The sequence below is a fragment of the Pseudomonas sp. NFX15 genome, from assembly GCF_049132105.1.
In the GTDB taxonomy this organism is placed as follows: Bacteria; Pseudomonadota; Gammaproteobacteria; order Pseudomonadales; family Pseudomonadaceae; genus Aquipseudomonas.
On sequence record NZ_JAFMPV010000006.1, the window covers coordinates 186,542 to 198,401 of the forward strand.

11 protein-coding genes are annotated in these 11,860 nt (G+C 60.0%); 5 read left to right on the top strand and 6 right to left on the bottom strand.

The annotated features are described in order from the left end of the window. Positions 1-16 precede the first annotated feature (16 nt). Genes lpdA through J1D76_RS09350 form a run of 4 tightly spaced genes read right to left on the bottom strand, consistent with a single transcriptional unit; the run spans position 17 to position 4,973 of the window. Entirely contained in the window at positions 17-1,399 is a 1,383-nt protein-coding gene (gene lpdA, locus J1D76_RS09335) for a dihydrolipoyl dehydrogenase (protein ID WP_421138020.1), read from the bottom strand. A 3-nt stretch (positions 1,400-1,402) separates the two neighbouring features. Beyond that, positions 1,403-2,677, bottom strand: coding sequence for a dihydrolipoamide acetyltransferase family protein (locus J1D76_RS09340; RefSeq protein WP_421138021.1), 1,275 nt, complete (start codon positions 2,675-2,677; stop codon positions 1,403-1,405). Beyond that, positions 2,678-3,736 carry an alpha-ketoacid dehydrogenase subunit beta gene (locus J1D76_RS09345; protein ID WP_421138022.1) on the bottom strand — a complete coding sequence of 353 codons (1,059 nt, stop codon included), beginning with the start codon at positions 3,734-3,736 and terminating at the stop codon, positions 2,678-2,680. It abuts the gene before it with no gap. Position 3,737: 1 nt separating this feature from the next. After that, positions 3,738-4,973, bottom strand: a complete 1,236-nt coding sequence (locus J1D76_RS09350) for a 3-methyl-2-oxobutanoate dehydrogenase (2-methylpropanoyl-transferring) subunit alpha (protein ID WP_421138023.1) — start codon at positions 4,971-4,973, stop codon at positions 3,738-3,740. Positions 4,974-5,158: 185 nt separating this feature from the next. Here J1D76_RS09350 and bkdR point away from each other — a divergent pair, with 185 nt between their 5' ends. Beyond that, the gene (gene bkdR / locus J1D76_RS09355; RefSeq protein WP_421138024.1) at positions 5,159-5,647 is read left to right on the top strand and encodes a Bkd operon transcriptional regulator BkdR; all 489 of its coding nucleotides are present in this window, start codon (positions 5,159-5,161) and stop codon (positions 5,645-5,647) included. A gap of 136 nt (positions 5,648-5,783) precedes the next feature. After that, positions 5,784-7,484 carry a hypothetical protein gene (locus J1D76_RS09360; protein WP_421138025.1) on the top strand — a complete coding sequence of 567 codons (1,701 nt, stop codon included), beginning with the start codon at positions 5,784-5,786 and terminating at the stop codon, positions 7,482-7,484. On the opposite strand, the gene J1D76_RS09365 is transcribed toward J1D76_RS09360, so the two are convergent. Further along, entirely contained in the window at positions 7,475-8,338 is an 864-nt protein-coding gene (locus J1D76_RS09365; protein WP_421138026.1) for an MBL fold metallo-hydrolase, read from the bottom strand. The two genes, J1D76_RS09360 and J1D76_RS09365, sit on opposite strands and share 10 nt — an antisense overlap. Before the next feature lie 104 nt (positions 8,339-8,442). Here J1D76_RS09365 and J1D76_RS09370 point away from each other — a divergent pair, with 104 nt between their 5' ends. The 3 genes from J1D76_RS09370 to J1D76_RS09380 all read left to right on the top strand — a co-directional run bounded on the left by J1D76_RS09370 (position 8,443) and on the right by J1D76_RS09380 (position 10,914). Next, positions 8,443-8,784 (top strand): ArsR/SmtB family transcription factor, encoded by a 342-nt coding sequence (locus J1D76_RS09370; RefSeq protein WP_016775194.1) that lies wholly within the window; start codon positions 8,443-8,445, stop codon positions 8,782-8,784. 75 nt (positions 8,785-8,859) lie between these two features. Further along, positions 8,860-10,104, top strand: a complete 1,245-nt coding sequence (locus J1D76_RS09375; RefSeq protein WP_421138027.1) for an FAD-dependent oxidoreductase — start codon at positions 8,860-8,862, stop codon at positions 10,102-10,104. A gap of 9 nt (positions 10,105-10,113) precedes the next feature. Further along, positions 10,114-10,914 (top strand): sulfite exporter TauE/SafE family protein, encoded by an 801-nt coding sequence (locus J1D76_RS09380; protein ID WP_421138028.1) that lies wholly within the window; start codon positions 10,114-10,116, stop codon positions 10,912-10,914. 3 nt (positions 10,915-10,917) lie between these two features. Here J1D76_RS09380 and J1D76_RS09385 read toward each other — a convergent pair whose 3' ends face one another. Further along, positions 10,918-11,787 (bottom strand): aldose 1-epimerase, encoded by an 870-nt coding sequence (locus tag J1D76_RS09385; protein WP_421138029.1) that lies wholly within the window; start codon positions 11,785-11,787, stop codon positions 10,918-10,920. Positions 11,788-11,860 lie beyond the last annotated feature (73 nt).

An 11,860-nucleotide genomic window follows, 5' to 3' on the forward strand; every position in this document is an offset into this window, starting at 1 on the left:
CGGCGCATGCCTGGATTTACATGTGCAACGCATGCCCCAACGCTCGCAGCGCCGCTTCCTGCACCGCTTCACCCAGCGTCGGATGCGCATGGATGGTGCCGCCGATGTCCTCCAGCCGTGCGCCCATCTCAAGGCTTTGCGCAAACGCCGTGGACAACTCCGACACCCCCACGCCCACCGCCTGCCAGCCAACAATCAGATGATTGTCGCGACGGGCGACCACGCGTACGAAGCCGCTTTTCGATTCCAGCGTCATGGCCCGGCCGTTGGCGGCGAACGGGAAGCTCGAGACAATGCAGTCCCAACCCGCGGCCTTGGCTTCGTCCGGCGTCTTGCCGACCACCACCAGTTCCGGGTCGGTAAAGCACACGGCGGCAATGGCGGTCGGGTTGAATTCGCGGGATTTACCGCTGATCAGCTCGGCCACCATCTCGCCCTGGGCCATGGCCCGGTGCGCGAGCATCGGTTCGCCGCTCAGGTCACCGATGGCATACACGTTGCGCATGCTGGTCTGGCAGCGGTGGTCGATCTTGATCGACGCGCCGTTCATGTCCAGGTTCAGCGCTTCGAGGTTCCAGCCCTGGGTGTTCGGCTTGCGACCGACGGCCACCAGCACCTGATCGGTTTCCAGGTTCAGGGTCGCGCCGTCCGGTTCTCGAACCTGCAAGGTATTGTTTGACGAATCAAAGCCTTGCACGCTGTGCTTCAAGTAAAGCTTCACACCGAGCTTTTTCAGTTCGTCGTGCACCGGTTGAGTCAGTTCGGCGTCGTAGGCCGGCAGGATGCGTTCCTGCGCCTCGACCACACAGACCTCGGCGCCAAGCTTACGATAGGCAATCCCCAGCTCCAGGCCGATGTAACCGCCACCGACCACAATCAGTCGCTTCGGTACGGATGTCGGCGCCAGGGCTTCGGTGGACGAGATAATCGGCCCGCCAATTGGCAGCATCGGCAGGTTCACGCTCTTGGAACCGGTGGCCAGCACCAGGTGCTCGCACTGGATGCGCGTGTCGCCGACATCCACGGTCTTGCCATCAACGACCTTGGCCCAGCCTTGAACGACCTGGACCTTGTTCTTTTTCAGCAACGCCGCCACACCGGTGGTCAGGCGATCAACGATGCCGTCCTTCCACTCGACACTCTTGGTGATGTCCAGGGTCGGCGCCGAAACGCTAATGCCCAAGGCGCAATGCTGGTTGTGGTGTTGCGTCTGGTGAAACTGCTCGGCGACGTGAATCAGTGCCTTGGACGGAATGCAGCCGATGTTCAGGCAGGTGCCGCCCAGCGATTGGCCTTCCACCAGAATGGTCGCAATGCCCAACTGGCCGGCACGGATCGCCGTCACATAACCGCCAGGGCCGCCGCCGATGATCAGCAGCGTGGTGTTCAAAGTCTGCATTCCTTACTCCACAAACAAGGTAGCGGGTTGTTCGAGCAAACCACGGATGGCCTGGATGAATTGCGCCGCGTCCATGCCGTCGACCACGCGGTGATCGAAAGAGCTGGAGAGGTTCATCATCTTGCGGATCACGATCTGGCCTTTGATTACCATGGGCCGTTCGACGATTTTGTTCACGCCGACAATCGCCACTTCCGGCAGGTTCAGCACCGGCGTGCTGACGATCCCGCCCAGAGCACCGAGGCTGGTCAGGGTGATGGTCGAACCGGACAACTCGTCGCGACTGGCCTTGCCGTTGCGTGCGGCGCTGGCCAAACGCGAGATTTCCGATGCGCTGTCCCACAGGCTGCGGGCTTCGGCGTGACGCACCACGGGCACCATCAGGCCGACATCGCTCTGGGTCGCAACACCCACATGCACCGCGCCGAGGCGGGTGATGACCTGGGCTTCGTCGTCGTAGCGGGCGTTCATCTGCGGGAAGTCGCGCAGGGCGACGACCATGGCGCGCACCAGGAACGGCAACAAGGTCAGCTTGCCGCGGGTCGCGCCATGTTTTTCATTTAAGTGCGCACGCAACTCTTCCACGGCGGTCACGTCGATTTCTTCGACGTAGCTGAAATGAGCCGCACGCTGGGTGGCGTCCTGCATGCGCTGGGCGATCTTGCGGCGCATGCCGATCACCGGGATCTGCTGTTCATCGGTGCGCTGGGCGTAAGCCGCCGCCACCGGTGCCGAAGCATTCGACTGACCTTGAGCCAGGTAAGCGTCGAGGTCCTCGTGCAGTACGCGACCGGCCGGGCCGGTGCCACGCACCAGGCGCAATTGGATGCCCAGGTCCAGCGCATGTTTGCGCACGGCCGGGGAGGCCAGCGGACGCTCGTCGGCTTCGCGAGCGACCATCGGGCCCTGGCAAACGGCAGCTTTTGGCGCAGGGGCCGCGACCGGTTTGCGTTCAACCACGGTTTCGACTTTCGCTGCTGCAACCGGCACTTCTTCAACAGGGTCCGGTTGCGCCGACGCCTTAACGTTGCCCGCGCCTTCGACTTCAATGCTGATCAACACGCTGCCAACCGCCATCACTTCGCCCGGCTGGCCACCGAGGGCAATCACCTTGCCATGCACCGGCGACGGAATGTCCACCATCGCTTTGTCGGTCATGACATCGGCCAGCACCTGATCTTCGACAACCATGTCGCCGACCTTGACGTGCCAAACCGACAGTTCCACTTCTGCAATGCCTTCACCAATGTCCGGCATTTTAATAACGTGCGTGCCCATTCAGACCTCCATGACCCGTTTCAACGCCGCGCCCACTCGGGACGGGCCTGGGAAATACGCCCACTCTTGCGCGTGCGGGTAGGGGGTGTCCCAACCGGTGACGCGTTCGATCGGCGCTTCCAGGTGATGGAAGCAATGCTCTTGCACCAGCGACACCAGTTCGGCGCCGAAACCGCAGGTGCGGGTGGCCTCGTGCACCACCACGCAACGGCCGGTCTTTTTCACCGACTTGACGATGGTTTCCAGGTCCAGCGGCCACAGGCTGCGCAGGTCGATGACTTCGGCATCGATGCCGCTTTCTTCAGCAGCGACTTGCGAGACGTACACCGTAGTGCCGTAGGTCAGCACGGTGACGTCCTTGCCCGGACGGGTGATCGCGGCGACGTCCAGCGGCACGGTGTAGTAACCGTCCGGCACTTGCGCGGCGGGATGCTTGGACCACGGGGTTACCGGGCGGTCGTGGTGGCCGTCGAACGGGCCGTTGTACAGGCGTTTTGGCTCGAGGAAGATCACCGGGTCATCGTTTTCGATGGAGGCAATCAGCAATCCCTTGGCGTCGTACGGGTTGGACGGCATCACCGTGCGCAAGCCGCAAACCTGGGTGAACATCGCCTCGATGCTCTGGCTGTGGGTCTGGCCGCCGTAGATGCCACCGCCGCAAGGCATGCGCAGGGTCATCGGTGCGGTGAACTCGCCGGCCGAGCGATAACGCAGGCGCGCCGCTTCGGAAATGATCTGGTCGGACGCCGGGTACACGTAATCGGCAAACTGGATTTCGGCCACCGGGCGCAGACCGTAGGCGCCCATGCCCACGGCCACACCGACGATGCCACTTTCGGAGATCGGCGCGTCAAACACCCGCGAGGTGCCGTACTTGTTCTGCAAGCCTTCGGTGCAGCGGAACACGCCGCCGAAGTAGCCCACGTCCTGGCCGAACACCACGACGTTGTCGTCACGTTCAAGCATCACATCCATGGCCGAGCGCAGGGCCTGGATCATGGTCATGGTGGTCGTGGTCATGGCGGTTTCCAGCTCGATATTGGTGTTGTGATCGTTCATGTCAGATCCCCAACTCTTGACGCTGGCGCTTCAAGTGCTCCGGCATCTCTTTATAGACGTCCTCGAACATGGTCGCGGCGCTCGGAATCTGGCCGCCGGCGAGGGTGCCGTACTGTTCGGCTTCTTTTTGCGCGGCGATCACTTCGGCTTCCAGTTCGGCGCTTACGGCAGCGTGTTCCTCGTCGGACCACTGGCCGATCTTGATCAGGTGCTGCTTGAGGCGCGCAATCGGATCGCCGAGCGGGAAGTGACTCCAGTCATCGGCAGGACGGTATTTGGATGGATCATCGGAAGTCGAGTGCGGGCCGGCGCGGTAGGTGACCCATTCGATCATGGTCGGGCCGAGATTGCGGCGCGCACGTTCGGCAGCCCAGGCAGAGGCGGCATACACGGCGTAGAAATCGTTGCCATCGACCCGCAGGGAGGCAATGCCGCAGCCGACGCCACGACCGGCGAAGGTGGTGGCTTCACCACCGGCAATCGCCTGGAAGGTCGAGATCGCCCACTGGTTGTTAACCACGTTGAGGATCACCGGCGCGCGGTACACGTGGGCGAAGGTCAGGGCGGTGTGGAAGTCCGATTCAGCGGTGGCGCCGTCGCCAATCCACGCCGAGGCGATTTTGGTGTCGCCCTTGATCGCCGAAGCCATACCCCAGCCCACGCCCTGGATGAATTGAGTGGCGAGGTTGCCGGAAATGGTGAAAAAACCGGCGTCCTTGACCGAGTACATGATTGGCAGCTGGCGGCCCTTGAGCGGATCGCGCTCGTTGGACAGCAACTGGCAGATCAGGTCGACCAGCGGTACGTCGCGGGCCATCAGGATGCTTTGCTGGCGGTAGGTCGGGAAGCACATGTCGTCGATGTTCAAGGCCAGGGCCTGGGCGCTGCCGATGGCTTCTTCGCCGAGACTCTGCATGTAGAACGACATCTTTTTCTGACGCTGGGCGACCACCATGCGGTTGTCGTAGATGCGGGTCTTGAGCATGGCACGCATGCCTTTGCGCAGGATCTCCACGGGCACGTTTTCCGCCCAAGGACCGAGGGCATTGCCTTGGTCGTCGAGCACGCGAATCAGGCCACGGGCCAGGTCAGCCGTGTCAGCCGGTTCAACGTCGATTGGGGGTTTGCGCACCGTACCGGCATCGGTCAGGTGCAGGTAGGAGAAGTCGGTTTTGCACCCTGGACGGCCCGAGGGTTCGGGGACGTGCAGGCGCAGCGGTTCATACGCTTGGGTCATGGCTTCTACGCTCGATCTTGTGAATTTCTTGTAGTGAGCTGACAGATTTCATTCGGTAAAAGAAATCTTGTCCTACAACAATCATAGGCCCGCCCCAGAAGAATATTTCTCTCTGTTTCGTTGCGCAAAAGATCATTTGCAGATAAAAAACCTGCATAAACATAAAAAACAGGTGGTTTTGTCTCATGCGCAAACTGGACCGTACCGACATCGGCATTCTCAACAGCCTTCAGGAGAACGCGCGCATCACCAACGCCGACCTGGCGCGTTCGGTGAACTTGTCGCCGACCCCGTGTTTCAACCGGGTCAAGGCGATGGAAGAATTGGGGGTGATTCGCGAACAAGTGACGCTGCTCGATGCCGACCTGCTGGGGCTGCACGTGAACGTGTTCATTCACGTCAGCCTGGAGAAACAGGTAGAGGAGGCGTTGCAGCATTTTGAAGAGGCGATTGCCGACCGCCCCGAGGTCATGGAGTGCTACCTGATGGCCGGCGACCCGGACTACCTGATCCGGGTGCTGGTGCCGACCATTCAGTCGCTGGAGCGTTTCATGATGGACTTTTTGACCAAAGTTCCGGGGGTGGCAAACATTCGTTCAAGTTTTGCTCTGAAACAAGTCCGTTATAAAACGGCGCTGCCATTACCGGCAAATGGATTGACGCTGGATAAATAAGGCAGGGGTATTGTTCATATATTGACTCAACTAGTCACGGTTGTGCAGCGCCAGCCTACAGTTTGATTGTTTAGGTGTGTGGTACGGATCTTATTTATGTTTCTTGCTCCACGTTAGTTAATGAGAGCGAAACATAATGAAATCCGTACTTGATAAAGTTGCTTTGGCCTATTCTTTGGACGTCAATCCTGATGATCTGGATGACCATGGAAATATAAAAGAATATATTCCGCCTGTTTTTGACCCGTTTGTTGGCGACATGGGCGGACCGGACTTGATCGATCTCCAGCCGTTACTGGACGGTGGTCCCGGGCCGACTGCGCTGGAAAGAGAGACCGGGATTACCGCCGGATGGTGTCCCAACGGAAGCTGGGGTGGTGGGATTTGCAGACCCTTCAATAATGTTCGAACGTCCTGGATGGGAACCTACGGTGTCGTTCGCAATATACCGATTCACATGGCGATTTTACCCGGCACACATAATTCGGGTTTCGACAAAACAGCAGCGTCTACACCCAGTATGGAAGTTTGCCAGGACGTTGCACCGTTTCATCAATTGGAGGCCGGTATTCGTGTGCTGGACCTGAGGGTTCAATATTATTCCGGATACTCGATGGGTGATCCACGCCGGTTTTCCATCTTTCACTCAACGAACAACGGGCGCACAGTCAAGGGCGATATTATTGATGGGGTGCTAATGTTTCATTACGCGCCTAACTGGGACGCCAAGCGCGAGATTGTGATTCTGAATTTTCATCGGTTCCGGAACTTTACAGCCGTGGCCCACGATGAGCTGAATGATATTTTGAAGACCTCTTTTGGCAGCGCAATCATATCGCCTTTGTATCGGGATCTGACGGTATCGCAAATTTGGGCATTACCCGGTCAAAAAAATGTTGTCATTTCCTATAACACCAATCCCCGGGACGCGCTTTTCTGGGAGGGCGTCAATCAACGCTGGATAGGTGTCAACACCCCCTCCGACGATCAACTCAAAGTGTTTATTGATCAAGTGGGCAACGAGGTCAAACCGGCAGGTGAGTTGAGGGCTATTCAAGCCCATCGAATGTCGCCATGGACTTTCATCCCCAGCGATATTTCCGGCTCGCTCATGTCCTGGTTTGCCGCCGGCAATGCCAGTTACCCGATCATGAAATACTTCATCATCAATTGTGATTGGTCGTTACGCCATCGCCTGGTGGATAACATCATCTACTCCAATCAGTACCGCAGCCGCGCAATGGGCATCCCGGATGTTGTACAGGCCAGCCCGGGAAATGCAGCTATACAGGGCATGCCTGATGCCCGTCACATGATTGTGCGAATTGATGACACGCACTGGGCTGCAACCCTGGCGCTGCCGCCGATTTTGAATGACGAACCTCACCGCTTGCTGATCGTTTCGGACACGGACGCGGAATGTAAGCTGGATTTGCATGGCAGTGATGTCCCGCTGCCGGGTGTCCGTTTATCGAAGGGGGAGGCTGTCGCGTTGGTGTGTCTGGATAGCTCGCGCCGTTGGGCGCTCCAGGTGCGTGATTGTTCGCCGAATGAACACGGGTACGTGATTGCGGCCCCCAGCGACGGCGAGAAATTTGTCCGCTATACCGTGTCAGTCGGCAACTACGCGCCATTGGTGTACCTGCCGGACGTTGCGCCAGCCAACAGTGTGGTGCTGATCGTGAGCAAAGCACCGTATGCCACTCGAATCAGTCACCCGCTGCCCACGAGTGAAATTGAACATGTCATTGCGCCAGGGCAGGTGCTTGCGTTTACCTTCCGCGTTGCAAGCGGGCAGTGGGACATGCAGGAGGTGCTGCCCGACAGTCAAAGCTGATTGATCGGTATCTTCAAATAAGTCACGCCGTTGTCTTCGGCGGGCGGCATATTCCCCGCCCGCACATTCACCTGGATCGCCGGCAGCAACAGCGTCGGCATGCCGAGCCCCGCATCGCGCCGGGTGCGCATTTCGACGAACGCATTTTCGTCGATGCCGTCGCGTATATGAATGTTGTGTTGGCGCTGTTCACCCACGGTTGACATGCATTGCGCGGCGCGGCCTTCAGGCGGGTAGTCGTGGCACACGTACAACCGCACGCTGGCGGGGAAGGCCAGCAGTTTGTGGATCGAGGCGAACATCTGGTTGGCATTGCCGCCGGGGAAATCGCAGCGTGCCGTGCCGACGTCCGGCATGAACATCGTATCGCCGGCCAGGATCACATCGCCGTCGACCAGGTACGCCATGTCCGCCGGGGTATGGCCGGGCACGTGCAGCGCGGTTGCCTTGAGGTTGCCGATCATGAACGACTCATCGGGGGCGAACAGGTGATCGAATTGCGAACCGTCGACGCGAAAGTCCGGTTCCAGATTGAACAGTGTCTTGAACACGTCCTGGACCTTGCTGATGGATTTGCCGATGGCGATCTTGCCGCCCAGTTCCCGGCGCAAATAGGGCGCGGCCGACAGGTGATCGGCGTGGGCGTGGGTTTCCAGCAGCCATTGCACTTGCAAGTGGTGGGCGCGGACGAAGCCGATGATTTTGTCGGCCTGGTCGGTCGCAGTGCGCCCGGACGCGCCATCGTAATCGAGCACCGGGTCGACAATCGCACACTGACCGCCATCGGCTTCGTAGACCACATAGCTGTAGGTCGAGGAGGCCGGGTCGAGGAAAGCTTCAATCAGCGCGGGCATGGGCGGGAACCTGTGCAATAGGACGAAAATTCAGTCATGGGTTGCAACACTTTATGTTTAAACATAATGTTCGCAGCTTAAGTGACGTTGAAGGCATCCTGCAAATGCAATCCAGTCTGACCGAATGTGAAGTCGCCCAACTGCGCGCTTCGGCCTCCAAGGCGTGTGCGCTCCTCAAGGCCCTGGCCAATGAAGATCGCTTGTTGATCCTGTGCCAGTTGACCCAGGGCGAACGCAACGTGGGCGAGCTGGAAAAAATGACCGGTGTACGGCAACCGACCCTGTCCCAGCAATTGGGCATCCTGCGCGACGAGGGATTGGTCGCGACCCGTCGTGAAGGCAAGTACATTTTCTACGGTCTGGCCAGTCATGAAGTGATCCAGGTGATGAAAACCCTGTCCGGACTTTACTGCGGTGCGGTGCTCAAGAGTTGGGAACAACCCTGAACAACACGCCGAACCGGTAGGATTTTTTGTGTCGCAACCCGCATCAACCCTTGCGTGCAGCAAAAGGAACAAGCAATGAACGATCAACACTGGGGCCCATCCATCAGTGCAGATATCGTGGTCATCGGCGGCGGCACGGCAGGCATCGGTTTCGTTGCCAGCCTGCTCAAGCGCGATCCGCAGCTCAACATCACCGTGATCGAACCCAGCGCCCGGCATTTTTACCAGCCAGCGTGGACGCTGGTCGGCGGTGGCGCCTACCACGTGGAAAATACCGTGCGGCCGATGGCGTCGGTGATGCCGCGTGGCGCCCGGTGGTTGCAGGCGGCGGTGACCGGCATCGACCCCGATCAGCGCCAACTGAGCCTGGATGATGGGCGCACGCTCCGTTATCAAAACCTGATCGTCTGCCCGGGGCTGCGCCTGGCCTGGGAGAAAATCGAAGGCCTGGAAGCGTCGCTCGGCCAGCACGGCGTCACCTCCAATTACAGCTACCGGCACGCGACCTACACCTGGGACCAGGTGCAGAAACTGCGCGGCGGCAAAGCCCTGTTCACCCAGCCGGCCATGCCGATCAAATGCGCTGGAGCGCCGCAAAAGGCGCTGTACCTGTCCTGCGATCACTGGCGCAAAACGGCTGTGCTGAACAACATCGATGTCGAATTCAATCTCGCGGGCGCGGCGTTGTTTGGCGTCGCGACCTTTGTCCCGCCGCTGATGAAGTACATCGAGAAATACAACGCCCGGTTGGCGTTCAACTCGAACCTGGTCAAGGTCGATGGCCCGGCGAAAACCGCGTGGTTCGAGGTCAAGGACGCCGACGGCAAGGTCACCCGCCAGGCAAAAACCTTTGACCTGCTGCATGTCGTGCCACCTCAGGTGCCCGCGGACTTCATTGCCCAAAGCCCGCTGGCCGATGCCGCTGGCTGGTGTGAAGTCGATCCGTACAGCCTGCAGCATCCGCGTTACCCGGAGGTGTTTGGGCTGGGCGACATCTGCGGCACCGGCAATGCCAAGACCGCCGCGGCGGTACGCAAGCAAATCGTGGTAGTGGCCGAAAACCTGCTGGCCTTGCGCAGGCAACAACCGCTGCCGTTAAAGTACGACGGCTACGGTTCCTGCCCGCTGACGGTGGAGAAGGGCAAGGTGATCCTCGCCGAGTTCGGCTACGCCGGTAAATTGCTCCCGACCTTCGCCCTGGACCCCACGAAACCGCGCCGTTCAGCGTGGTGGCTGAAGGCGACATTGCTACCCTGGTTCTATTGGAACGGCATGCTCAAGGGCCGCGAATGGCTGACGCAAGTGTCCAAGGTCGACTGAGAACTCACTATGTTGCTGGCAGCTTTGTTTGGCGTGGTAATGGGTTTGGTGTTGGGCCTGACCGGAGCGGGTGGCGGGATTCTCGCGGTACCGGCCCTAGTATTGGGCTTGGGCTGGAGCATGACCCAGGCCGCTCCGGTGGCGCTGTTTGCGGTGGGCAGTGCGGCAGCGGTCGGCGCCATTGACGGCTTGCGCCATGGCCTGGTGCGTTATCGCGCCGCGTTGTTGATTGCCGCGCTCGGTGCGGTGTTTTCGCCGGTGGGCATTTACTTCGCCCATCAGTTGCCGGAAAAAATCCTGATGATCCTGTTCAGCCTGCTGATGGTCATGGTGGCCTGGCGCATGTTGCGCCGTGAACGTAAGGATGAAGGTCCGAGCGATCACGGCCATGCCAACTGGGGCCAGAAGAACTGCATGCTCGACCAGCAGACCGGGCGCTTTTCCTGGACCGCCAAATGCACCGCGACCCTTGCCGCGCTCGGGGCTGTGACCGGCGTGGTCTCGGGCTTGCTCGGGGTCGGCGGCGGTTTTCTGATCGTGCCGGCCTTCAAGCAACTGACCGATGTGCAGATGCGCGGGATTGTCGCGACGTCGCTGATGGTGATCAGCCTGATTTCGGCCATCGGTGTGGTTGGTGCGTTTCACGCCGGGGTGCGCATCGACAGCGTCGGCGCGACGTTCATTGGCGCGAGCGTCGTCGGCATGATCGTTGGTCGCAAACTGTGTGCGCGAGTGCCGGCACGGGCGTTGCAGATCGGCTTCGCCAGTGTTTGCCTGATCGTCGCCGTCTACATGATGTTCCGTGCCTGAGCCTTACAACGCGCGGTATTGCAGGCTGAAACCGAGTGCCATGGATTGGCCTCGCTCGAGCAAACGCAGCCCTGGCCGACCCGGCAGGTGGTGCGCATTGACCGGATGACTCACCGGTTCGATGCAAAAAAACTCCAGGCCCACCGGGCAATAGAGCAAGTAATAATCGCTGCCGGTGGCCTGGCACTCCAGGGCGTAACCCAGGTCCGCCTGCTCGATCAGGCAGTGGCCATCCCATTCGCAAAAACCATTGTCCAGCAGTGATTCGGGCAATGCCTTGGGTTGCCGGAAATCCCACTCGGCCGGCAACGCACTCAGTTCGGTCGGCAGTTTTGCCCCGTCGCACAACCACACCTGCCGAGCGGGCGCCTGTAGCCGGGTGTGCGGCGTGCGCGGCAGGTACGGATGCAGTCCCAAGCCGTGCCATGCAGCCTGTTCTGCCAGATGCGTGACCTGCAGGTCGATGCTCAGCTTGCCCGCGCTCAGGTGGAAACGTTGCCGGGCGCGATAGGCGAAGGGCGTTGCGCTGTCGAGTTGCAGGACGAGTTCATCCTGAGTCCGGGAAACCACCTGCCACGGTTGCTGCCAGGCGCTACCGTGAATCGGCAGCGGGTCGGTGAGGCTGTTGGGCGCCAGTGCCAGCCAGCCATCGGGGCAATCGAAACCGCCTTCGGCGATACGATTGGACCAGGGGACCAAGGGAAAACAGCCGAGTTTGCCAGGCAGGCCAGTGTTCAGCGCATGGGCGTCACTGTGACGCAACAAAGGTTGCCCGCTGCCGCGCACTGTCCAGTTGACGATGCTGGCGCCGAGTTCCGGGGCCAGGGTGAGACGGGTGAGCTCGTCGTTGAGCTCGAAGAGACTTGGCGTCATTTTGACCTGCGATTTGAATGAATACGGGGTGCCTTTTGCAGGAGCCGGCTTGCCGGCGAAGGCGGCCTTGAAC

Coding starts and splice junctions, on each gene's coding strand:
- J1D76_RS09385 (WP_421138029.1), bottom strand. CDS start 11,787: ATGACGCCAAGTCTCTTCGAGCTCAACGACGAGCTCACCCGTCTCACC.
- bkdR (WP_421138024.1), top strand. CDS start 5,159: ATGCGCAAACTGGACCGTACCGACATCGGCATTCTCAACAGCCTTCAG.
- J1D76_RS09380 (WP_421138028.1), top strand. CDS start 10,114: ATGTTGCTGGCAGCTTTGTTTGGCGTGGTAATGGGTTTGGTGTTGGGC.
- J1D76_RS09360 (WP_421138025.1), top strand. CDS start 5,784: ATGAAATCCGTACTTGATAAAGTTGCTTTGGCCTATTCTTTGGACGTC.
- lpdA (WP_421138020.1), bottom strand. CDS start 1,399: ATGCAGACTTTGAACACCACGCTGCTGATCATCGGCGGCGGCCCTGGC.
- J1D76_RS09350 (WP_421138023.1), bottom strand. CDS start 4,973: ATGACCCAAGCGTATGAACCGCTGCGCCTGCACGTCCCCGAACCCTCG.
- J1D76_RS09370 (WP_016775194.1), top strand. CDS start 8,443: ATGCAATCCAGTCTGACCGAATGTGAAGTCGCCCAACTGCGCGCTTCG.
- J1D76_RS09375 (WP_421138027.1), top strand. CDS start 8,860: ATGAACGATCAACACTGGGGCCCATCCATCAGTGCAGATATCGTGGTC.
- J1D76_RS09345 (WP_421138022.1), bottom strand. CDS start 3,736: ATGAACGATCACAACACCAATATCGAGCTGGAAACCGCCATGACCACG.
- J1D76_RS09365 (WP_421138026.1), bottom strand. CDS start 8,338: ATGCCCGCGCTGATTGAAGCTTTCCTCGACCCGGCCTCCTCGACCTAC.
- J1D76_RS09340 (WP_421138021.1), bottom strand. CDS start 2,677: ATGGGCACGCACGTTATTAAAATGCCGGACATTGGTGAAGGCATTGCA.